General features: G+C 70.3%; 22 protein-coding genes. 11 read left to right on the top strand and 11 right to left on the bottom strand.

From position 1 onward, the window contains the following. On the top strand, nucleotides 1-868 hold an 868-nt coding region (locus A5659_RS18485; RefSeq protein ID WP_156749268.1), incomplete at its 5' end, for an ABC transporter permease. Nucleotides 869-887: 19 nt separating this feature from the next. Here the strand turns inward: A5659_RS18485 and A5659_RS18480 are convergent. The 6 genes from A5659_RS18480 to A5659_RS18455 form a co-directional block, all read right to left on the bottom strand. Further along, the gene (locus A5659_RS18480) at nucleotides 888-1,451 is read right to left on the bottom strand and encodes a pentapeptide repeat-containing protein (RefSeq protein ID WP_067183278.1); all 564 of its coding nucleotides are present in this window, start codon (nucleotides 1,449-1,451) and stop codon (nucleotides 888-890) included. Next, entirely contained in the window at nucleotides 1,448-2,035 is a 588-nt protein-coding gene (locus A5659_RS18475; protein ID WP_066872187.1) for an ATP/GTP-binding protein, read from the bottom strand. Before A5659_RS18475 ends, A5659_RS18480 begins: the two co-directional genes overlap by 4 nt. Beyond that, entirely contained in the window at nucleotides 2,016-2,390 is a 375-nt protein-coding gene (locus tag A5659_RS18470; protein WP_066872185.1) for a DUF742 domain-containing protein, read from the bottom strand. The genes A5659_RS18475 and A5659_RS18470 overlap by 20 nt, the downstream gene beginning before the upstream one ends. 6 nt (nucleotides 2,391-2,396) lie before the next feature. Next, the gene (locus A5659_RS18465; RefSeq protein ID WP_067183273.1) at nucleotides 2,397-2,807 is read right to left on the bottom strand and encodes a serine protease inhibitor; all 411 of its coding nucleotides are present in this window, start codon (nucleotides 2,805-2,807) and stop codon (nucleotides 2,397-2,399) included. Continuing rightward, nucleotides 2,807-5,647 carry an ATP-binding protein gene (locus tag A5659_RS18460; RefSeq protein ID WP_067183270.1) on the bottom strand — a complete coding sequence of 947 codons (2,841 nt, stop codon included), beginning with the start codon at nucleotides 5,645-5,647 and terminating at the stop codon, nucleotides 2,807-2,809. The genes A5659_RS18465 and A5659_RS18460 overlap by 1 nt, the downstream gene beginning before the upstream one ends. Before the next feature lie 249 nt (nucleotides 5,648-5,896). Beyond that, complete coding sequence (locus tag A5659_RS18455; RefSeq protein WP_067018934.1) at nucleotides 5,897-6,502, bottom strand: bifunctional 2-polyprenyl-6-hydroxyphenol methylase/3-demethylubiquinol 3-O-methyltransferase UbiG; 606 nt, start codon at nucleotides 6,500-6,502, stop codon at nucleotides 5,897-5,899. 18 nt (nucleotides 6,503-6,520) lie between these two features. Between A5659_RS18455 and A5659_RS18450 the strand changes: the two genes are divergently transcribed. Then, nucleotides 6,521-6,985, top strand: a complete 465-nt coding sequence (locus A5659_RS18450) for a tRNA (cytidine(34)-2'-O)-methyltransferase (protein WP_067183266.1) — start codon at nucleotides 6,521-6,523, stop codon at nucleotides 6,983-6,985. A 30-nt stretch (nucleotides 6,986-7,015) separates the two neighbouring features. Beyond that, entirely contained in the window at nucleotides 7,016-7,357 is a 342-nt protein-coding gene (locus A5659_RS18445; RefSeq protein WP_067024686.1) for a YciI family protein, read from the top strand. On the opposite strand, the gene A5659_RS18440 is transcribed toward A5659_RS18445, so the two are convergent. Then, nucleotides 7,335-7,979 (bottom strand): nitroreductase family protein, encoded by a 645-nt coding sequence (locus tag A5659_RS18440; RefSeq protein ID WP_066881803.1) that lies wholly within the window; start codon nucleotides 7,977-7,979, stop codon nucleotides 7,335-7,337. The two genes, A5659_RS18445 and A5659_RS18440, sit on opposite strands and share 23 nt — an antisense overlap. 22 nt (nucleotides 7,980-8,001) lie before the next feature. Here A5659_RS18440 and A5659_RS18435 point away from each other — a divergent pair, with 22 nt between their 5' ends. Then, nucleotides 8,002-8,418, top strand: coding sequence for a TIGR03667 family PPOX class F420-dependent oxidoreductase (locus tag A5659_RS18435; protein WP_066872193.1), 417 nt, complete (start codon nucleotides 8,002-8,004; stop codon nucleotides 8,416-8,418). A 16-nt stretch (nucleotides 8,419-8,434) separates the two neighbouring features. Here A5659_RS18435 and A5659_RS18430 read toward each other — a convergent pair whose 3' ends face one another. Together A5659_RS18430 and A5659_RS18425 are read right to left on the bottom strand one after the other, a co-directional pair. Continuing rightward, nucleotides 8,435-8,788: a hypothetical protein gene (locus A5659_RS18430; protein WP_066872160.1), complete on the bottom strand. Its 354-nt coding sequence runs from the start codon at nucleotides 8,786-8,788 to the stop codon at nucleotides 8,435-8,437. 84 nt (nucleotides 8,789-8,872) lie between these two features. After that, nucleotides 8,873-12,166, bottom strand: coding sequence for an error-prone DNA polymerase (locus A5659_RS18425; RefSeq protein ID WP_067141035.1), 3,294 nt, complete (start codon nucleotides 12,164-12,166; stop codon nucleotides 8,873-8,875). Between the two features lie 170 nt (nucleotides 12,167-12,336). On the opposite strand from A5659_RS18425, the gene A5659_RS18420 reads away from it, so the two are divergent. After that, nucleotides 12,337-13,677, top strand: coding sequence for a wax ester/triacylglycerol synthase domain-containing protein (locus A5659_RS18420; RefSeq protein WP_067183263.1), 1,341 nt, complete (start codon nucleotides 12,337-12,339; stop codon nucleotides 13,675-13,677). A 51-nt stretch (nucleotides 13,678-13,728) separates the two neighbouring features. After that, a complete protein-coding gene (otsB, locus tag A5659_RS18415; protein ID WP_067183260.1) occupies nucleotides 13,729-14,868 on the top strand; it encodes a trehalose-phosphatase in 1,140 nt (379 codons plus the stop codon). A gap of 15 nt (nucleotides 14,869-14,883) precedes the next feature. On the opposite strand, the gene A5659_RS18410 is transcribed toward otsB, so the two are convergent. Then, on the bottom strand, nucleotides 14,884-15,756 hold the full coding sequence (locus tag A5659_RS18410; protein ID WP_067183256.1) for a MaoC/PaaZ C-terminal domain-containing protein: 873 nt from the start codon (nucleotides 15,754-15,756) through the stop codon (nucleotides 14,884-14,886). A gap of 151 nt (nucleotides 15,757-15,907) precedes the next feature. Between A5659_RS18410 and A5659_RS18405 the strand changes: the two genes are divergently transcribed. Both A5659_RS18405 and A5659_RS18400 read left to right on the top strand, forming a co-directional pair. Beyond that, nucleotides 15,908-16,621: a histidine phosphatase family protein gene (locus A5659_RS18405; protein WP_066872147.1), complete on the top strand. Its 714-nt coding sequence runs from the start codon at nucleotides 15,908-15,910 to the stop codon at nucleotides 16,619-16,621. A gap of 58 nt (nucleotides 16,622-16,679) precedes the next feature. After that, nucleotides 16,680-18,692 carry an SDR family oxidoreductase gene (locus A5659_RS18400; protein WP_067183253.1) on the top strand — a complete coding sequence of 671 codons (2,013 nt, stop codon included), beginning with the start codon at nucleotides 16,680-16,682 and terminating at the stop codon, nucleotides 18,690-18,692. On the opposite strand, the gene cmaA1 is transcribed toward A5659_RS18400, so the two are convergent. Further along, a complete protein-coding gene (gene cmaA1 / locus A5659_RS18395; RefSeq protein WP_066872141.1) occupies nucleotides 18,693-19,580 on the bottom strand; it encodes a cyclopropane mycolic acid synthase CmaA1 in 888 nt (295 codons plus the stop codon). A gap of 33 nt (nucleotides 19,581-19,613) precedes the next feature. On the opposite strand from cmaA1, the gene A5659_RS18390 reads away from it, so the two are divergent. From A5659_RS18390 to A5659_RS18380, 3 genes are all read left to right on the top strand, one after another. After that, the gene (locus A5659_RS18390) at nucleotides 19,614-20,642 is read left to right on the top strand and encodes a nucleoside hydrolase (protein WP_067183250.1); all 1,029 of its coding nucleotides are present in this window, start codon (nucleotides 19,614-19,616) and stop codon (nucleotides 20,640-20,642) included. A 3-nt stretch (nucleotides 20,643-20,645) separates the two neighbouring features. Next, nucleotides 20,646-21,098 (top strand): hypothetical protein, encoded by a 453-nt coding sequence (locus tag A5659_RS18385; protein ID WP_066872135.1) that lies wholly within the window; start codon nucleotides 20,646-20,648, stop codon nucleotides 21,096-21,098. A gap of 213 nt (nucleotides 21,099-21,311) precedes the next feature. Next, the coding region (locus A5659_RS18380) for a beta-ketoacyl synthase N-terminal-like domain-containing protein (protein WP_304441597.1) at nucleotides 21,312-22,069 on the top strand (758 nt) is incomplete at its 3' end.

Genomic DNA, 22,069 nt, shown 5'->3' with positions numbered 1-22,069 from the left:
CGAGGCGCCGGCCGAACTGGGCACCCCGGCGCACACCAGCAAGCCCCACCAGTTCTCCACGATCGCCCGCCGCCAGGTCCGGCTGGTGGTCGCCGACCGGGCCTACTTCGCCTTCCTGGCGGTGCTGCCGTTCGTGATGGGCGCGCTGTCGTTGACGGTCCCCGGCAGCGTCGGGTTCGGCTACGCCGATCCGGTCAGCGAGTCGGCCGGCGAGGCGGGGATGATCCTGACCCTGCTCACCATGGCGGCGGCGTTCATGGGCACCGCGCTGACCATCCGCGACCTGATCGGCGAGCGGCCGATCTTCCGGCGCGAACAGGCGGTCGGCCTGTCCAGCACGGCGTACCTGCTGGCCAAGGTCGCGGTGTTCTGCACGTTCGCGGTCATCCAGGCGGCCATCGCCACGGCGATCGTGGTGCTGGGCAAGGGCCCGCCGACGCGGCCGGCGGTGCTGCTGGGGCATTCCAGTTTCGCGGCCACGCTCGAGCTGTTCGCCGGGGTCGCGGCGACGTGCGTGGCGTCGGCCATGCTGGGCCTGCTGCTCTCGGCGCTGGCGCGGTCCCATGAGCAGATCATGCCGCTGCTGGTGGTGTCGCTGATGATGCAGATGGTGCTCTCCGGCGGCATGGTGCCGGTCACCCACCGGATCTTCCTCGATCAGCTGTCCTGGCTGGTGCCCTCGCGGTGGGGGTACGCGGCGCAGGGGTCGACGGTCGACCTGTGGACGGTGTCGCCCGGCCCGCAGAGCCCGCGGGACAGCCACTTCCAGCACACGCCGGCGGCCTGGCTGTTCGACATGGCCATGCTCGCGGTGCTCACGGTCGGCTACGCCGCGCTGGTGCGGTGGCGCATCCGGCTCACCCGCTGAGCGATCAGACGCTGATAGCTCAGCCGTCGAGCCCCGCGTCCAGCCGCAGCCCGTGGGCGAGCGCGAAGGCCACGGCCTGATCCACGTCGACGCGGGCGCCGGCCAGCGCGGCCGTCGTCCACAAGGCGGGATCCACGGCCGCGCCGCGCAGGTCGGCGTCGTCCAACCGGGCGCCGGCGGTGCGCGCGCCCCGCAGGTCCGCGCCGCGCAGCACCGCCTTGCGCAGGTCGGCCTCCACCAGGCCGGCCTCGCGCAGCCGGCAGCCGCTCAGGTCGACGCCGCGCAGGTCGATGCCGCCGAGCACGGCCAGCGTGAAGTCCACCTCGTCGAACGTGATCGGCCGCAGCCGGCACTCGACGAACACCGACCCGAGCATCGAACACTGGGAAAAGGTGCTGTGCCACAACGACGTCCGGCGGAACGTGCAGTTGCGAAACGCCGAGCCGCGGTGCTGCGACTCGGCCAGGTTGGCACCGCTGAAGTTGCACTCGGTGAACACCACCCGCTCGGTCCGCAACCGGCTGAGGTCGTCGTCAGTGAAGTCGTGGCCCTCGAATTCTCGGTCGACCCACGGGGCGGTCAATTGGCCGACAGGCTGGCCAGGGCGTATTCGCTGACCGCGATCAGGGCGTCGGTCGCCGACCGGCGATCCCTGGCGTCGACGGTGATCACCGGGATATGCGGCGGCAGGGTCAGCGCCTCGCGCACCTCGGCGACCGGGTAGCGGGGAGCGCCGTCGAACTCGTTGACCGCGACCAGAAACGGCAGGTTGCGGTGCTCGAAGAAGTCGACGGCGGCGAAGCTGTCCTGCAGGCGCCGGCAGTCGACCAGCACGACCGCGCCGATCGCGCCGCGCACCAGGTCGTCCCACATGAACCAGAAGCGGCGCTGCCCCGGCGTGCCGAACAGGTAGAGCACCAGGTCTTCGGCCAGGGTGATCCGCCCGAAATCCATCGCGACGGTGGTGGTCCGCTTGTCCGGGGTGGCCTCCAGCGCGTCGACACCGGCCGAGGCGTCGGTGAGCATCGCCTCGGTGCGCAGCGGCATGATCTCCGACACCGCCCCGACGAAGGTGGTCTTGCCGGCCCCGAACCCGCCGGCGATCACGATCTTCGTCGACGCGTGGGCGCCGGAGTCGGGCTGCACCTCAGAGTGCGCGTAAGCCACGCAGTGTCCTTCCTATGAGTTCGGAGCGCTCATCCCTGCTCGAGCGCTCGGACAACGTCTTGTGCACCCGAAGGTAGCCGGACAGCACCAGATCTCCGACCAGGACGCGCGCGACGCCGAGCGGAAGGTCCAGGCGGGCCGAGATTTCGGCGACCGACGGGTGCTCGACGCACAGTTGGATGATTCTGCCTCTCGCGTCGTTGGGCGGCCACCGGTGCGCCAGCCCGGCCTGCAGCGCCTGAATCGGCGCTTCGAGGGGAAGGTCGACGTTGGTGTCGGTCCGTCCGGACGTCAGGGTGTACGGGCGGACCAGGTTCCCCTTACGGTGCGCCGGCCAGGTCTCGGGGGTGTCCATCGCGGGTCACGAGACGCTGGACCGGCGGGTCGACTGCACCACGCCGCCCACCCGTTCGACGAGGACGGCCATCTCATAGCCGATCTGACCGATGTCACACGACGTCACGGCCAGCGTCGCCAGGTGCGACCCGTCCCCGACCCGCATCAGCAACAGGTAGCCGTTCTGCATCTCGACCACCGACTGCAGCACCTGGCCGCCGTCGAACAGCTGCGCGGCACCGGTGGCGAGGCTGGCCAGCCCGGAGGCCACCGCGGCCAGCTGGTCGGCGCGTTCCCGCGGCAGGTGCTCGCTGGCGGCGATGGGCAGCCCGTCGACGGACACCAGCAGCGCGTGGGCGACGCCGGGGACCTCGCGGGCGAACCTGGTCACCAGCCAGTCCAGGGACGCGCTGTCGAATTTGTCGGGGGAACTCATTATTGGTCGGATCCTTGATCGGTGTCGCGGGCGTGCGAGCGTCCGGTGCGCACGCCGTCGAAATGGTTACTGAACGAGGCGCGAACCGCCTCGGGGTCGCGGGTGACGGCCGCGTGCTGGGGCTCCCGGTGCGACGGGGATAGGCCGCTGCGCTGCTGGTCGGGCTCGGCCGGTTCGCCCGCTGCGCCGCCGTTGGCGCCGCCGGGCACCAGCCGGGCGCCCGGGGTGCGCACCGGCAGGCCGTGGTCGGTGGTGTGCGCTTCGACGGGCTTGTCCTCGGCCGCCGCCGCCAGTGTCCAGCCCCGGTCCCAGACCGACTGCCAATCCAGGTCGGGGCTGTTGACCAGGTCGTGCGGGTCGCCCAGCATCTCCGAGAGCATCCGCCGGTAGATGACGTCGTCGTCGGCCGGGGTCGCCGACGTTTTCGGCGCCGACGGGATGGACGCGCCCGGGGCGGGCCGCGCCGGCTGGTCCTGCCGGGGCTGCGTGCGGCCGTCGGCCTCCCGGGACCGGGCCGCGAAGAAGGCCGAGGTGTCCGACGCCGCCCGGGCCGGCGCGGGTTCGGGCGCCGGTGTCGGCTGGGGCGCCGATGCGGGCTGGGGCTCGGGGGTGGGCTTGGGCTCCGGCGCGGGCGCCGCCTTGGGGGCACTCTCCCACCAGGGGGTCGCCAGCTCGCGGCGCTGGCGGCGGGGCAGCTGCTCGGCGGGCGGCGCGGGGACTTCGGTGATGCCGCTGGAACCCGGGTTGCGGCGCGGCAGCAACGTGACCGACGGCCCGGACGCGTCCGGGGCGCTGCGCGCCGCCGGCTCGAGGGAGCCGTCGGGCCGCCCGGCGTCGTCGGCGGGCGCGCTGGCCAGCTTGGCGCTCGGCGAGGAGACCGCCCGGATGTGGCGCGGCGCGGCCGACTCGGCGACGGCCGACCCGGCCAGCACCGTCGGCGGCAGGTAGATCTCGGCGGTGGTGCCGGAGCCCGACTCGTTGGCCGCCGGGCCGCGCAGGCCGACCCGGATGCCGTGCCGGGCCGCGATCCGGCCGACCACGAACAGACCCATGTGCCGGGCGTTGTCGGGGCTGACGTCGCCCCCGGCCTGCAGCCGCATGTTGGCCATCCGCCGGTCGGTGTCGTTCATCCCCAGACCGGAGTCGGCGATCCGCACCACGACGCCGCCTTGCGGATCCGAGCCGCCGCGCGAGGCCGAGATCCGCGCCGAGCTGGTCGGCGGCGAGTAGCGCAGCGCGTTGTCGATCAGCTCGGCGAACAGGTGGATGGCGCCGCCGGCGGCCGCGCCGATCAGCGAGCACTCGGGCAGCCCAGCGACTTCGACGCGGCGGTAATCCTCGACCTCGGAGACCGCGGCGTTGATCACCGTGGCCAGCGGCACCGGGTCGCGCTGGTCGCGGGCCAATTGCGCGCCGGCCAGCACCAGCAAGTTGGCGCTGTTGCGGCGCAGCCGCGCCGCCAGATGGTCGAGGCGGAACAGGCTGTCCAGGCGGTCGGGGTTGTCCTCGTTGCGTTCCAGCCGGTCGATGAGCGCCAGCTGCTGGTCCACCAGCGAGCGGCTGCGCCGCGACATGGTCTCGAACATGTCGTTGACCAGCAGCCGCAACCGCGCCTCGTCACCGGCCAGCAGCAGGGCCTGGGTGTGCAGCTCGTCGACCGCGTGCGCGACCTGGCCGATCTCCTCGGTGGTGTAGACCGGTAGCGGGGTCGGAATCGGTTCGGGCCCACCGGCTTTCAACCGGGCGATCTCCTCCTCGAGATCGGTGTGGGCGACTTTGAGCGCGCCGTCGCGCAGGATGCGCAGCGGCCGCACCAGCGCCCGCGCGACCAGCAACACGACCGCCAACGCGATCACGATCGCGGCCAGCACCAGGACGGTGTCGGTGATCGCGGCCGAGCGGCGCTCGGCGGCCTGGGCGTGCACCGACTTGGTCACCGACGCGGTCGCGTTCTTGATGACCTGGTCGGCGATGTCGTCGGTGGTCTGGATCGAACGCAGCAGGTCGGCGTTGTCGACCAGCACGCTGGCCGGATCGGACATGATCGCCATCCGGCTCACCATCTGCTGTTGCAGGGTCTTGGCCTCCGGCGACCCGGCCCCCAGCACCTCGCTCATCCCGAACAGGGTCGAGGGTTCGGTGCCCGCCAGCGTGGTCATCGAGGTCCGCAGCTGCGGCTCGGGCAGTTCGGCCCCGCGGGTGACCAGGATTTTCTGCATCGTCATCTGGCCGCGGGCGCCCACCGCCCGGCTCAGGCCCTGCGCCTGGGCGCGGATCTTCTCGTCGTCGACGCGCACCGAGGCGTTGATGACGTCCTCGGCGGTCAACAGGATCGGCGCGTAGAGGGTGACCCGCTCCCGCAAACCGAGGGCGGGGTCGGCCGCCTTGTTGACCAGCATCTGCCCGCCGTCGAGCAGGTTGGTCACCCCGGAACGGACGTCGGAGTTGACGTCGGTGTCGTCCAGCCTGGACTGCAGTTCGCCCTTGCGCGCCTCGTAGTTCTTCTTGGCGCCGTCGACGTCGCGCCCGGTGGAGCCGGCCAGCAGCGCGACGTCGAGCGCGGACATGTATTTGGTGATGACCGGGACGACGTCGGCGCGGGTGGCGGCCAGCCGCAGGCCGGCCGCGTTGGCCATGGCGGCATTGATGCGCAGCACCCCGAAGACCGTCGCCAATGTCAGCGGGACCAGCACGATCGCCAGCACCTTCCAGCCGACCGGCCAGTTGGTCAGCGACCAGGACGGCGGCCGCTTGGCCGGCGCCGCGTCCGCCCCGCCCACCGGCGCGGGCTGGGCGACTTCCGCCTCGGCCGGGTTGGTCGGGCGGGTGAACATGGTCATGTCATCGCGGCCGCACGACCGGCCGCTGCGCTGACGCTGAGCGCTGAAAGAAACGAGAGGCTCATGAAACTTCCTGCTTTATTTCGCCCGCCCCGCGCCAGATAGGCGTGTGCGTGTAGGTGTGGCAATCCGACGAGTATGACAGCCCGCGGCGCGGGCCACCAGAATCGTTACTGAGCAGACAGGTCCCTCCAAGGTGGCGCCGCGCCCGCGCGGCCACCCCTGGCAAACACCGCCGAGCGCGCAACCCTAGGCGGGACGAAGCAGCGCGACCAGGAAATCGGAGTCGTCGCGCAACGGCCGCATATCCCAGGTGGACAGCAGCAGATCGGGCGCGAAGCCCGCATCGACCGCGTCGTTGAGGAACACGTCGAACTCGTAGTCGCGGCCGGCGCCGAAGCCGATCGCGGCGCGGCCGTCGTCGGCGACGTGGGCGCGCAGCCGGCTCAGCACCTGGATGCGGGTGCTGGGCGCCAGGAACGCCATGACGTTGCCGGCGGAGACGATGACGTCAAACGGTTCGGCGATGCCGCGCGACGGCAGGTCCAGCTCGGCCAGGTCGCCGACCAGCCAGCGCGGCCCGGGGTAGTCCTGTTCGGCAGCCTCGATCAGCGCCGGGTCGACGTCCACACCGACCACCCGGTGGCCGACCGTGGCCAGATATCCGCCCAGCCGTCCGGGCCCGCAGCCGGCGTCCAGGATGTGGGCGCCGCGCGGCGCCATCGCGTCCACGAAGCGGGCCTCGCCGGCCAGGTCGTCGCCGGCGCGGGTCATCGCGCGGAAACGCTCGATGTACCACTGCGAATGGCCGGGATCGGCAGCGACCTTCTGCATCCAGATGCTCTGCTCGACCATGCGACCATTATCCCCGTTGTGTTCAAGCTGATGTTTCTGGCGCCGCGGATCCCGCCCAATACCGGCAACGCCATCCGGACGGTGGCGGCGACGGGCTGCGAATTGCATCTGGTCGAGCCGATGGGGTTCGACCTGTCCGAACCCAAGCTGCGGCGGGCCGGGCTGGACTACCACGACCTGGCGTCGGTCACGGTGCACGCGTCACTGGCGGATGCCTGGGCGGTGCTGTCACCGCAGCGGGTGTTCGCCTTCACCGCGCACGCGCCCACCTCGTTCGCCGACGTGCGCTACCGGGCCGGCGACGTGTTGATGTTCGGTCCCGAACCCACCGGGCTGGACGCCGCGACGCTGGCCGACCCGCACATCACCGGGCAGGTGCGCATCCCGATGCTGGCGGGCCGGCGCTCGCTGAACCTGTCCAACGCCGCGGCGATCGCCGTCTACGAAGCCTGGCGGCAACACGGCTACGCCGGGGCCCGATGAGTACTGGGCCCCGCGCGAGTCAGCAGTGATATGGCTACCTTCATCACGATCGGTTACGGAGACGAAGCCGGCTACCGCCGGGCGAGCGACGACTGCAAGCGTGCCGCGCACACGCGCGACGACGAACTGCGTGCGGCCGGCGCACTTGTCGGGATTGCCGGAGAACCCGTTGCCGTGCGCAACCCAGACGGGGCCGGACTGCGGGTCGAGGCCGGGCCGTTTATGAGTTCAGAGCTGCCGATCGCGGGGTTCGCGGTGTTCGAGGCCGATGACCTCGAGGCGGCGATCGAGCGGGTGAGTCAGACGCCCTGCGCGGTCGCGCACGGGGTGGTCGAAGTCTGGCCGCTGGTCACCACGCGTCCCAGTGCGTGACCTGGTCGGCGGGCAGCCGCTTGGCCGGGCGGAAATCGGTGCCCTTGGTGTAGGCGATCGGGAACAGCCCGCCCTGGCTGTAGCGGTCGTTCGGGATGCCCAGGACGTCGGCGACCCGTTGCTCGCCGTCGCCCAGCAGGTGCAGCGTCGTCCAGCACGACCCCAGTCCCCGCGAGCGCAGCGCCAGGCAGAAGCTCCAGACCGCCGGGAACAGCGACGCCCAGAACGACACCCCGCCCAGCGGCGACTTGTCCGGGCGGCCCTCCAGGCACGGGATCAGCAGGACCGGTGCCTCGTGCATGTGCTCGGCGAGGTAGGTCGCGGAATCGCGGACCGCGCCCATCCGCTCGCCCCGCGTGTCGCCTTCGGGGTATTCGGCCCCCGGGGCGCTGAGGTAGCCGCGGGCGTTGGCCAGGTAGACGTCGGCGATCGCCTTCTTCTTCTCGGCGTCCTCGACGAACACCCATTGCCAGCCTTGCGAATTGGAACCGGTGGGCGCCTGCAGCGCCAGTTCGAGGCATTCCGTCAGCACGTCGCGGCCCACCGGCTTGTCGAAGTCGAGACGCTTGCGGACCGAGCGGGTGGTGGTGAGCAGTTCGTCGACGGACAGATTCAGGGTCATGCTTGGAGGTTACATTCGGCTGATGAGCGTCGAACTGACACAAGAGGTTTCCAACAGGCTGCGGTCAGACAACTTCGGCTGGCTGACCACCGTCGCCAAATCGGGTCAGCCGGTTCCCCGGCTGGTCTGGTTCTACTTCGACGGCACCAAGCTGACGGTGTACACGTTGCCGCAGGCCGCCAAGGTCGCCCACGTCAAGGCGCACCCCCAAGTCAGCCTCAACCTTGATTCGGACGGAAGCGGTGGCGGCATCATCGTCATCGGCGGGACGGCCACCATCGATGCCACCGACGTCAATTGCCGGAACGACGAACCGTACTGGGCGAAATACCGTGAGCTTGCCGAGCAATTGGAGTCGAACGAGGGCATGTCGATGGATGCATTCAGCACCCGGCTGGCGATTACCCCGAGCCGGGTCTGGACGACGCCGGGCGGTTAGTCGTCGTCCTGAGAGGTCAGTTTGTGGGTGGGGGCGGCGCATCGCGCGGAATCGCCCCGTCGCAGCCGCCGGGCGGTGGCGGCGCCGGAAGAGGCTCGTCGCCGCTGACGCAGTCGTAATAGAACTGAGGTCCGGTCAACCAGGTTTTCATCCACTGGTGCCAATACGACCCGTCGGGATACTTGTCGCCATCACAGACGGCCAACTTGCCGTAACCCCATCGATCGCCCGGGCAGAAGCCCTTCGTGATGTCCGGCTGGTGCGGGTCGGCCGGCCCGGGCGGGTCGGCGCCGGCGACCGGGGCAGAAAAGACAAGCGCTGCAGCACAACTCAGTATCGCGGCGCCATGGCCCGCAGCCTTGAATCTCATGTTGAAAGCAACGGTGAATCGTTACTGCCGATTCCACGCAACGGGTCATTTACAGCCGATTCCAAGCGATGGCGAGGGTGATTCCTAGCGAAAGTCGCGGGATTTCGAGCCGACCGCCAGGGTGATGCGGCCCAGCCGCTCGGCGACGACGGTGATCGCGCCGCTGGCGTTCTGGACCTGCCCGCGCACCAGCAGCGCCGGCGCCGAGTTCGCCAGCTTGCGATGCCGCGCCCACACCCACGGGGCGCAGAGCACGTTGACCATCCCGGTCTCGTCCTCGAGGTTGATGAACGTGACCCCCTGCGCCGTGCCGGGCCGCTGCCGATGGGTGACCGCGCCGGCGATCAGCACCCGGTCGCCGTCGGGCACCGAGCCCAGCTTCTCGGCGGGCACCACCCCCATCGCGTCCAGGTCGGCCCGCAGGAACTGCGTCGGGTAGCTGTCCGGGGAGACGCCGGTGGCCCACACGTCGGCGGCGGCCAGCTCCAGCTCGCTCATCCCGGGCAGCGCGGGGATGTGCGAGGACGATCCCACCCCGGGCAACCGGCCCGGCCGCTGGGTGGCCGCCGCCCCGGCCGCCCACAACCCCTCGCGCCGGGACATGCCGAAGCAACCAAAAGCCCCGGCCGTCGCCAGCGCCTCGGTCTGCGGCACGCTCAACTGCAGCCGTGCCGTCAGGTCCAGCAGGGAAGCGAACGGGCCGTTGGCTTTTCGCTCCTCGACCAGCCGCTCGGCCAGGTCGTCACCGATATGGCGGACCGCGCCCAGCCCCAACCGCACCTCGGTTCCGGCGTTCTCCAGCGTGGCGTGCGCCAGGCTGGCGTTGACGCACGCGCCGTGCACCGTCACGCCGTGCCGGCGCGCGTCGGCCACCAGCGACTGCGGCGAGTAGAACCCCATCGGCTGGGCGCGCAGCAGCGCCGCGCAGAACGCCGCCGGGTGGTGCAGCTTGAACCACGACGAGTAGAAGACCAGCGACGCGAAGCTCAGCGCATGGCTTTCCGGGAAGCCGAAATTGGCGAAGGCCTCCAGCTTTTCGTAGGTGCGGTCGATCACCTCGTCGCTGGCGCCGTGCAGCGCGCGCATGCCCTCGTAGAACCGGCCGCGCAGCCGTCGCATGCGTTCGGTCGAGCGCTTGGACCCCATGGCGCGGCGCAGCTGATCGGCCTCGGCGGCCGAGAAACCCGCGCAGTCGACCGCGAGCTGCATCAGCTGTTCCTGAAAGAGCGGCACTCCCAATGTCTTTCGCAGCGCCGGCTCCATGGACGGGTGGTCGTAGACCACCGGCGCCTCCCCGTTGCGCCGCCGGATGTAGGGATGCACCGACCCGCCCTGGATGGGGCCGGGACGGATCAGCGCGACCTCCACCACCAGGTCGTAGAACACCCGCGGCTTCAGCCGCGGCAGGGTGGCCATCTGCGCGCGTGACTCCACCTGGAACACGCCGACGGAATCGGCGCGGGCCAGCATCTCGTACACCGCCGGCTCGGAGAGGTCGAGGCGGGCCAGGTCCACCTCGATCCCCTTGTGCTCGGCCACCAGATCGATGGCATAGTGCAGCGCCGACAGCATCCCCAGCCCGAGCAGGTCGAACTTCACCAAACCGATTGCCGCACAGTCGTCTTTGTCCCACTGCAGGACGCTGCGGTTCTCCATGCGCGCCCACTCCACCGGGCACACGTCGGCGATCGGCCGGTCGCAGATCACCATGCCGCCGGAATGAATGCCCATGTGCCGCGGCAGGTTGCGGATCTGGTTCGCCAGGTCGACCACCGGTTCGGGAATGCCCTCGACATCGGGTGCGTCGGCGAGCCCGTTCCAGTGGTTGATCTGCTTGCTCCACGCGTCCTGCTGGCCCTGCGAGAAGCCCAGGGCGCGGGCCATGTCGCGCACCGCGATCTTTCCCCGGTAGGTGATGACGTTGGCGACCTGGGCGGCGTAGTCGCGGCCGTATTTGTCGTAGACGTACTGGATGACCTTTTCGCGCTGGTCGGACTCGATGTCCATGTCGATGTCGGGCGGCCCGTCGCGGGCCGGCGACAGGAAGCGCTCGAACAGCAGCTCATTGGCCACCGGGTCGACGGCGGTGACACCGAGGGCGTAACAGACCGCGGAGTTGGCCGCCGATCCCCTCCCCTGGCACAGGATGTTGTTCTCCCGGCAGAACCGGGCGATGTCGTGCACCACCAGGAAGTAACCCGGAAACGTCAGGTGGGCAATGACTTTGAGTTCGTGCTCGATCTGGGCATACGCGCGCGGCGCCTGCTCGGCCGACCCATAGCGCCGGCGCGCCCCGGCCATGGTCAGCTGCCGCAGCCAGCTGTCCTCGGTGTGCCCGGCGGGCACGTCGAACGGCGGCAGCTGCGGCGCGATGAGCGCCAGCCCGAACGCGCACTGCTCGCCCAGCTCGGCGGCCGCGGTCACCACGTCGGGGCCCCCAAAAGGCACCTGCGCGAACAGCCGGGCCATCTCCTCCCCGGAGCGCAGGTGCGAACCGCCCAGCGGGGCCAGCCACCCGGCGGCCGAATCCAGGGACTCCCGCGCCCGGATGGCGCCCATCGCCATGGCCAGCCGGCGCCGTGACGGGCCCGCGAAATGCGCGCCGGTGGTGGCGACGACGCCCACCCCGAAGCGTGGGGCCAGCGCGGCCAGCGCGGCGTTGCGTTCATCATCGAGCGGTTGACCGTGATGGGTGAGCTCGATGCTGACCCGGTGCGCACCGAAGCGGTCCACCAGGTCGGCCAGCGCCCGCTCGGCCGCGGATGGGCCCCCCTCGGAAAGCGCTTGGCGCACATGGCCTTTGCGACAGCCCGTCAGGATGTGCCAGTGTCCGCCGGCGGCCTCGGTCAGCGCGTCGAAATCGTAACGGGGCTTGCCCTTCTCGCCGCCGGCCAGGTGCGCCGCGGCCAGTTGCCGCGACAACCTCCGGTAACCCTCCGTACCGCGGGCCAGCACCAGCAGGTGCGGGCCGGGCGGGTCCGGCACCTCGGTGCGCGCGCCCGGGCCCAGCGACAGTTCGGCGCCGAACACGGTGCGCATGTCGAGCTCGGCCGCCGCTTCGGCGAACCGCACCGCCCCGTACAGGCCGTCGTGATCGGTGAGCGCCAGGGCGCGCAGGTCCAGCCGGGCCGCCTCCTCGACCAGTTCCTCGGGCGTGCTCGCCCCGTCCAAGAAGCTGAACGCCGAATGCGCATGCAGTTCGGCATAGGCGACGGACGAGCGGGACGCCCGGCCGTCATCCGGCGGCCGATACGTCGCGCGCCGGCGCGACAGCGGGCCGTCGGATTCCGGGCCCGCCGACTCCCCGGCATGGCGCGGCTTGCTGTCGAGCACCCGCTCCATTTCCGCCCAGCTCGGCGGCCCGTTGAACCAGCCCACGGATGCGAGTATATCGAACTGGTGTTCGATTTAACCGCGGCCCAGTACAACCGTTGTTAAACCGATCGTCAACTCCTAAACAAGGTCTTAACGCTGCGGGCACTACCGCGGATCACGAGCTCCACAGATACTGGTACAAGTTCAAAAAAGCGGACACGGCCGGGGGCAGCATGGCGCAGACACTGGACACGGCATTCCTGCAGGCCCACGATCCGGATCAGCACGCCAGCCTGGCGGTCGGGGCGGTCGCCATCGTCGACGGCACCGCGCCCGATTACGAGCGGCTCAAAAGCCTTCTGGCGGAACGTATCCAGCCCATCGCGCGATGCACTCAGCTGCTGCGGGCCCAGCCGCGCAATCAGGAGTGGATCGACTGCCCGGACTTCGACCTGGCCCACCACTTGCGCCGGGTGGCGATTCCCCGCCCGGGCGACGAGGCTGAGCTGTCCCGGGCCATCGCCTACGCGCTGGAACGGCCGCTGGATTCCGACCGGCCACCGTGGGAGTGCTGGATCATCGAGGGCCTGACGGGCAACCGATGGGCGATCCTGATGAAAACCCATCACGGGCTGCTCGACGGCAACCCGGCCGCCCGGCTGATCAGCAGGCTCTGCGACGACGCCGACGCCGACACCTTCGCCAACAATGCCGCGGGCAAGCAGGTTTCGCCATCCACATCCGCCAAACCGGGCTGGGCGGACGCGCTGTGGCGCGCCTCGTTGGCCACCGGCAACCTGCCCGGCGCCCTGATCGACGCGCTGTGGCCGGTCGTGCGCACCGACGCGGTGAGCACGCTGCGGCGCTACAGCACCGTGCGGGTGCCGATCGCCGACGTCGACAGCGTCTGCCGCAAGTTCGGGGTGAGCGCCAACGACGTCGCGCTGGCCGCCATCACCGAAGGATTCCGCACGGCGCTGATCGGCCGCGGCGAACAACCGCGGGCCGACTCGCTGCGCGCCCTGGTGCCGCTGCCGGTCCGCTCGGCCATGCTCTCGCACCTGCCGGTCGAACACGACGACCCGGTGCGGCGGTTGCAGACCGTGCACACCCGGTGGCAGGCCAAGCAGGCCGTCCAGCCCCTGGGCATCGCGGAGTCGGTGCTCGGCTTGCTGCCGAAGGTGTTGCGCAGCAATGTCTTACAGCTGCTCTCCCGCGTGCCGCAGCGGGCCATCGTCACGCTGGCCACCAACGTGCCCGGGCCGCGCCGCCGGCTTCGGGTGATGGGCCAGACGCTGGAACGGCTGCTGCCGATCCCCCCGACCGCCACGGCGCTGCACACCGGCGTCGCGGTGCTGAGCTACGGCGACGAACTGGTCTTCGGGATCACCGCCGAACACGGCGACGCGTTCGACGTCAAGCAGCTGGCCGCCGGCATCGAGCTGGGCATGGCGCGCCTGGTGGCCCTCGGCGACGATTCCGTGCTGCTGTTCACCCGCAAGCGTTCCCCGCGCCGGGTCGCCCGCCCGGTACCGCCGACGCATCCGTCGGCGCCGGGGCGCGCCCGGCACTGACCCGGCCCTGACCCCGCCCCCGGGGCACCGGCCACCGTGAGAAGGTTGGTCATGGGCAAGTTGGGGCCGGCCGTCATCGACCCGCGCCGCCATGACGCGGTGCTGTTCGACGCCGAGGGCGCGCTCGGCTCGTCGTTGGCCGCGCAACTGCGCGAAATCGGGGTGGGCGCCGCGGTTAGCGCCGACGGCCCGGCGCGGACGGCCGACCGGCTGCGGGTGCGCCCCGGCCGCTGCGTGGTGGTCGCCGGGGACGCCGCCGGCGTCGAGGCCGCGCGCGCCGCCGGGTTCGCGCTGGTGATCGGCCTCGACCCGGCCGCCGGTGGCGCGCTGGAGGATGCCGGGGCCGACGCGGTGGTCGCCGACCTGGACGAGGTCACCGTGCGCACCGGGGACCGCCGGATGTCGCAACTGCCGGATGCGTTGCGGGCCTTGGCCGATGGGCTGGCCTCCCGGCGCCCGGCCGTGTTCTTCGACTTCGACGGCACGCTGTCGGACATCGTCGACGACCCGGATGCGGCGCGGCCCGTCGCCGGGGCCACCGAGGCGTTGGAGAAGCTGGCCGCGCGGTGCCCGGTCGCGGTGCTGTCCGGCCGCGACCTGGCCGACGTGGCCAAACGCGTTGGCGTGCCGGGCATCTGGTATGCGGGCAGCCACGGCTTCGAGCTGACCGCCCCCGACGGCACCCACCACCAGAACGAGGCCGGGGCCGCCGCCATCCCGGTGCTCGAGGGGGCGGCCGGGCGGCTGCGCGACGAGCTGGGCGGGATCGCCGGCGTCGTGGTGGAGCACAAGCGATTCGGGGTCGCCGCGCACTACCGCAACGCCGCCCGCGACCGCGTCGGCGAGGTGCTGGCGGCGGTGCGCGCCGCGGGCCGCCGCGACGGGCTTCGGGTCACCACCGGCCGCGAGGTGATCGAGCTGCGCCCGGACCTGGACTGGGACAAGGGCAAAACGCTGCGCTGGGTGATCGATCACCTGCACCGGGCCGGCTCCGGTGCGCTCACGCCGGTCTACCTCGGCGACGACATCACCGACGAGGACGCGTTCGACGCGGTGCGCGCGGACGGCGTGCCGATCCTGGTGCGGCACGGCGACGACGGCGACCGCGCCACCGCCGCGCTGTTCGCGCTCGACAGTCCCGCGCGGGCCGCCGAGTTCACCGACCGGCTGGCCGATCAGCTCAGCGGCTAGCGGCGGTCGCCCCCATCAGGGCGCGGCGTATTCCACCGCGCCGTCGTCGAGCACCACCCGCGCGTCGGCACCGTCGGTTCCGGAGGCCTCGGTGCGGAACACCGCCTTGCCCGGCTCGGTGCGCCAGATCAGCGTGGTCAGCGTCTCGCCGGGGAACACCGGCGAGGTGAAGCGCGAGGCGATCGAGGTGATGTTGGCCGCGACGCCGCCGCCGAGCTCGGCGACCAGCGCGCGACCCGACACCCCGTAGGTGCACAGCCCGTGCAGGATCGGCTTGGGGAAGCCGGCCAGCTCGCGCGCGAACCACGGGTCGCTGTGCAGCGGGTTGCGGTCCCCGGAGAGCCGGTAGATCAGCGCCTGGTCCTCGCGGGTGGGCAGCGCGATCCGGGCGTCCGGCTCGCGGTCGGGGAATTCGGGTGCGATCGGTCGCTGACCCGGCATGCCGCCGAAGCCGCCCTCGCCCCGGATGACCAAGGTGGTGAGCGTCTCGGCGATCAACTTCCCGGAATCCGGTTCGGTACCCCGGCCGCGCAGCACCAGGATCGCGTTCTTGCCCTCACCCTTGTCCTGGATGTCGGCAACCTCCGACACCACCGAGAGTTTTCCGGCGGACGGCAGCGGCGCGTGCAGCCGGATGCTCTGCGATCCGTGTAACAGCATGGCCCAGTTGAACTTTCCGACCAGGCCCGCCGCGCCGAAGGCCGGGCAGCAGATCACCGCGTAGGTCGGCAGCACCTGCTGGTCGATGTCGTGGCTGTTCTCGGTGGTGAATGCCAGGTCGTCGACCCCGGCGCCGACGCCGAGCGCGTAGAGCAGCGTGTCCCGATCGGTCCATTCGAACTGCATGGGTTCGGTGACCGCGCCGACGGCACTCGGATCAATCGCCATGGAAGTCTCCTGATCGTTGGGTAGGGATCCTCGGTCCACTCTGGCATCCGGCGAAACGAGGGCATGATCAAGGCCCTCTCCCCGGGGCCGCGCGGTAACAAAGCAACGCAAACCCTTCCCAGCGGAGCCGTCGACAGGGCAGGCTATCGACATGCCCAAGCGCAGCATGATCCGCAAGGCCGGCGTCGCGCTCGCCGCGCTCACCGCCACGATGATCGTCGCCGGCTGCGGCGGCTCACCGCAGGCGCGGTCCATCACGGTGACGTTCATCCGGCACGCCCAGTCCGAGGCCAACGCCAGCGGCGTCATCGACACCGGGGTGCCGGGCCCCGGCCTGACCCCGGAGGGCAAGGGACAGGCCGAACAGGTCGCGCACCAACTCGGCCGCAAGGACTACGACGCCGTCTACGCCTCCACCATGATCCGGACGCAGCAGACCGCCGCTCCGCTGGCCGCCGAGCTCGGCAAGCAGGTGGAGGTGCTACCCGGCATCCAGGAGATCGACGCCGGCTGGTTCAACGGCAAACCCGAGTCGATGGCCAAGTCGACGTACATGCTGGCGCCGGCGAACTGGATCAACGGCGACGTGTCCGACAGCATCCCCGGCTCGGTCAGCGGCAAGGAGTTCAACGACCAGTTCACCGCGGCGATCAACAAGATCTACAACAGCGGGCACCGCAACCCGGTGGTGTTCTCGCACCGGAACTCGATCATGGTGTGGACGCTGCTGAACGCCCAGAACGCCAAGGACAGCCTGATGGACAGCCACCCGATTCCGAACACGGGACGGGTGGTGATCAGCGGGAACCCGATGACCGGCTGGACGCTGGTCGACTGGGACGGGATTCGCGACTTCCACAGCTAGTCGCCACCGCACAAGATCGGCAGTTGACGTGCGCGGCTGCCACCGCCACCATGTCTTCATGCGGTATGTCGTTACCGGCGGTACCGGGTTTATTGGTCGCCGCGTCGTGTCTCGCCTTCTGGAATCGGAGCCCGAGGCGCAGGTGTGGGTGCTGGTCCGACGCCAGTCGCTGGGCCGTTTCGAGCGGCTCGCGGCGGCGTGGGGTGAACGGGTGAAACCCCTGGTCGGTGCGCTGCCGGAACTGGATCTGAGCGACGAGGCGCTCGCCGAGCTGGGCCGGGTCGATCACGTCGTGCACTGTGCGGCGATCTACGACATCACCGCCGGCGAACCCGAACAGCGGGCCAGCAACGTCGAGGGCACCCGCGCGGTGATCGCGCTGGCGCAGCGGTTGGACGCGACGTTGCACCACGTGTCGTCGATCGCGGTGGCGGGCGATTTCGCCGGCGAATACACCGAGGACGACTTCGACGTGGGCCAGCAGCTGCCGACGCCCTATCACCAGACCAAGTTCGAGGCCGAGCTGCTGGTGCGCTCGGCGCCGGGTCTGCGTCATCGCATCTACCGCCCCGCGGTGGTGGTGGGCGATTCGCGCACCGGCGAGATGGACAAGGTGGACGGCCCGTACTACTTCTTCGGCGTGCTGGCCAAGTTGGCGGTCCTACCCAAGCTGACCCCGATCCTGCTGCCCGACACCGGCCGCACCAACATCGTTCCAGTGGACTACGTCGTCGACGCGCTGGTCGCGCTGATGCACGCCGACGGCCGCGATCAGCAGACGTTCCACCTGACCGCCGAGAAGACCATCGGCCTGCGTGGCATCTACCGCGGCGTGGCCAAGGCGGCCGGGCTGCCGCCGCTGCGCGGTTCACTGCCCCGTGCGGTGGCCGCCCCCGTGCTCAAGGTGCGCGGGCGCGCCCGGGTGGTGCGCAACATGGCGGCCACCCAGCTCGGCATCCCCGCCGAGGTGCTCGACGTCGTGGACCTGGCGCCCACCTTCGTCAACGAGAAGACACGAGATGCGTTGCGGGACACCGGGATAACTGTTCCCGAGTTCGCCGGCTACGCGCCCAAGCTGTGGCGGTACTGGGCGGAGCACCTCGATCCGGATCGGGCGCGCCGCGACGATCCGCGGGGACCGTTGCAGGGTCGCCACGTCATCATCACCGGGGCGTCCAGTGGCATCGGCCGGGCGGCGGCCATCGCGATCGCCGAGCGGGGCGCCACCGTGTTCGCGCTGGCCCGCAACGGCCCGGCGCTGGATTCGCTGGTCGCCGAGATCCGCGCCAATGGTGGTGCCGCCCATGCCTTTACGTGTGATGTCACCGATTCGGCGTCGGTGGAACACACCGTCAAGGACATCCTGGGTCGGTTCGACCACGTCGACTACCTGGTGAACAACGCCGGCCGGTCCATCCGCCGCTCGGTGGTCAACTCGACCGACCGGCTACACGACTACGAGCGGGTGATGGCGGTCAACTACTTCGGCGCGGTCCGGATGGTGCTGGCGCTGCTACCCCATTGGCGCGAGCGCCGATTCGGCCACGTCGTCAACGTGTCGAGCGCCGGTGTGCAGGCCCGCAATCCCAAGTACAGCTCGTACCTGCCGTCCAAGGCGGCGCTGGACGCGTTCTCCGACGTGGTGGGTTCGGAGGTGCTGTCGGACCGCATCACCTTCACCAACATCCATATGCCGTTGGTGCGCACGCCCATGATCGTGCCGTCGCACCGGCTCAACCCGGTGCCGGCGATCAGCCCCGAGCGGGCGGCGGCGATGGTGGTGCGCGGGCTGGTGGAAAAGCCGGCCCGCATCGACACCCCGCTGGGGACGCTCGCCGAGGCCGGCAACTACTTCGCCCCGCGGACGTCGCGGCGGGTCCTGCACCAGCTCTACCTGGGCTATCCCGACTCGGCGGCGGCACGCGGGCTGACCGCCCACCCGGCCCCGGCGCCCGCCGCGCGCGGCCCGCGGCGCAAGCCCAGCCGGCCGGTGCGCGCCGTCACCCGCGGCATCCGCACACCGCGTCCGGTCAAGCGGCTGGTCCGCCTGGTGCCCGGCGTGCACTGGTAGTCACTTCTGCAGCGTGAACTGGTTGACGTCGATGTAGCCGACGCGGAACGCGTCGGCGCAACCGGTCAGGTACTTCATGTACCGCTCGTAGACCTCCTCGGACTGCAGCGCGATGGCCTCGTCCTTATGCGACTCAAGCCCGGCGGCCCAGATGTCGAGCGTCTTGGCATAGTGCGGCTGCAACGACTGCACGCGAGTCACCGTGAAGCCGTTCGCGGTGGCGCGCTCCTGCACCATCGGGATCGACGGCAGCCGTCCGCCCGGGAAGATCTCGGTGACAATGAATTTGATGAACCGGGCGAACGTGAACGAGATCGGCATGCCGCGCTCGACCATCTCCGTCGGGTGCAGCCCGGTGATGGTGTGCAGCAGCATGATCCCGTCGTCGGGCAGCAGGTCGTGCGCCAGAGTGAAGAACGCGTCGTAGCGTTCGTGCCCGAAGTGCTCGAAGGCGCCGATGCTGACGATCCGGTCGACCGGCTCGTCGAACTGCTCCCAGCCCTGCAGCAGGATCCTGGCCGACCGCGGGCTCTCGGACTTCGCGATCAGCTGTTCGACGTGGTCGGCCTGGTTGCGGCTCAGGGTGAGGCCGACGACGTTGACGTCGTACTTTTCCATCGCCCGCATCATGGTGGCCCCCCACCCGCAGCCCACATCGAGCAACGTCATGCCCGGCTGCAACCCGAGTTTGCCGAGGGCGAGGTCGATCTTGGCGATCTGGGCCTCTTCCAGCGTCATGTCGTCGCGCTCGAAGTACGCGCAGCTGTACGTCTGGGTGGGATCGAGGAATAGCCGGAAGAAGTCGTCCGACAGGTCGTAGTGGGCCTGCACATCGTCGAAGTGCGGCGTTAAATCAGTCCCCTCCGGGGGCTCCGACGTGGTTGGCATTGTGCCAGCCTAGTCGCCGGTATGTTGGAAGCAATGACCTCGCCCGTTTTCGTTGACGTCGACACCGGCGTGGACGATGCGCTGGCGCTGATCTACCTGTTCGCCAGCCCGGACGCCGAAGTGGTCGGCATCGCCTCGACCGGGGGAAACGTTGGGGTGGAACAGGTTTGCGAAAACAATCTCGGCCTGCTGCAGCTGTGCCAACGCACCGGGATACCGGTTTCCAGGGGCTCGCCACAGACCCTGACCGGCCCGATGCGGCTGCCGTCAAAAGTCCACGGCCCCAGGGGATTGGGCTATGCCGACCTGCCGCCGGGCTCGGGCCGGCTCACCGACTATGACTCGGCGAGCGCCTGGGTGCGCGCGGCGCGGGCCTTTCCCGGTGAGCTCATCGGGGTGGCGACCGCCCCCTTGACCAACTTGGCGCTGGCGCTGCGCGCCGAACCCGAGCTGCCGACGCTGCTGCGCCGGCTGGTGATCATGGGCGGGTCCTACGACCACCGGGGCAACACCACGGCGGTGGCCGAGTGGAACATCAGCGTCGATCCCGAGGCGGCGGCCGAGGTGCTGGCGGCGTGGCGCCCCGAAACCGTTGGGCAACAGCGGCTTCCGATCCTGTGCGGTCTCGACCTGACCCGCAAGGTCGCGTTGACGCCGGATCACCTCGCGCGGCTGGCCGCGGCCGCGGGGGCGATGACGACGCGGCTGAGCGAAGCCGACGAGCCCGGCACCCGGTCGGGCGCGTCCAACCCGCTGATCCGGGTGATCGAGGACGCGGCGCGGTTCTACCTGGAGGCCTATCACGAACTCGGCCACGGGTATCAGGCACACATGCACGATCCGTTGGCCGCCGCCGTCGCGCTGGACCCCGAACTGGTCAGCACGCGTGCGGCGACGGTGGACATCGAGCTGACCGGGACCCTGACCCGCGCCATGACGGTGACCGATTGGTCGGATCGTCGAGAACCCAACGCGCTGATCGGCATTGACGTCGACGCGGCGGCGTTCTTCGATCGGTTCATCGAACGGGTGGGGCCGTTCGCACGGCAGTTGGGGGGTTGACCGATGAAGATTCGCGCGATCGAACTGATCCGGGCGGGATGGGGTGCGGTGCTGCTGGCCGCCCCCGCTGAGGTGCTCGATCACATCCACGGGGTGCAGGTCGACCGCAAGGCGCTCGTCGTCACCCGGATCCTGGGCGCCCGCCATCTGACCCAGGCGGCCCTGTCGGGAGTCAACCCCGGCCCGGAGGTGCTGGCGGCCGGGGTCTGGGTCGACGTCGTGCACTCGGCGACCGCGCTCGGCCTGGCGGTCCTCGACCGCCGCCGCGCCCGCGGCGGGGTCACCGACGCCGCCGTCGCGGCGACCTGGGCGGCGCTCGGCTGGCGGCATCTGCGCGCCGGACGGGCCAGGACAGACGGCGTCCGGGGCCGCGACCGGCTGGCCCGCACCGTGGTGGGCGCCCTGCCCGGCGGCGGCGGGCTGATGGCGCGGGCGCAGGCGGTGCGCGCCCAATAGCGGGCGGATCCCGCCCGGGCCAACGCGGCCGTCAAACGAAGAACCACCAGCTGATGGCGCCTTTTGCGGTCAAGAATCCCGGCTTACGCCGTGTCTCGTTGCCCCAAGTTTTTGATGTTGGGACAATGGAAGTTCGTACTTGACGAATTGGTGGGGAGTGGGGCTCGACGTCCAGCGTCATCGGCTCTCATCAAGTGAAAGGTTTTGCGAGTCATGACGGAGCTGGTTACCGGGAAAACGCTGCCGAACGTGGTCGTCACTGGCGTCGCCATGACGACCGCGTTGGCTACTGACGCCGAGAGCACCTGGAAGCTGTTGCTGGACAGCCAAAGCGGTATCCGCAAACTCGAGGATTCGTTCGTCGAGGAGTTCGACCTGCCGGTGCGCATCGGCGGACACCTGCTGGAGGAATTCGACGGCGGCCTGACGCGCGCCGAACGCCACCGGATGGGCTACCTGCAGCGGATGTCGACCGTGCTGAGCCGGCGGGCCTGGGAGAACGCCGGCTCTCCCGAGGTCGACCCCAACCGGCTGATGGTCTCCATCGGCACCGGCCTGGGGTCGGCCGAGCAGATCGTGTTCAGCTATGACGACCTGCGGGCCCGTGGCATCAAGGGGGTCTCGCCGCTGGCGGTGTCGAAGTACATGCCCGACGGCGCGGCCGTCGCGGTGAGCCTGGAGCGGCACGCCAGGGCCGGGGTGATCACGCCGGTGTCGGCGTGCGCGTCGGGTTCCGAGGGGGTGGCCCAGGCCTGGCGCAACGTCGTCTTCGGTGAGGCCGACGTCGCCATCTGCGGTGGCGTCGAGGTCAGGATCGAGGCGGTCGCGATAGCGGCGTTCGCCCAGATGCGCATCGTGATGTCGACCAAGAACGACGACCCGGTAGGGGCCTGTCGCCCGTTCGACCGCGACCGCACCGGATTCGTCTTCGGCGAGGCCGGCGCGCTGATGGTCATCGAAACCGAAGAACA

The organism is Mycobacterium sp. 1165196.3 (assembly GCF_001673415.1).
In the GTDB taxonomy this organism is placed as follows: Bacteria; Actinomycetota; Actinomycetes; order Mycobacteriales; family Mycobacteriaceae; genus Mycobacterium; species Mycobacterium europaeum_A.
This window is presented reverse-complemented; position numbering and strand designations above follow the sequence as displayed.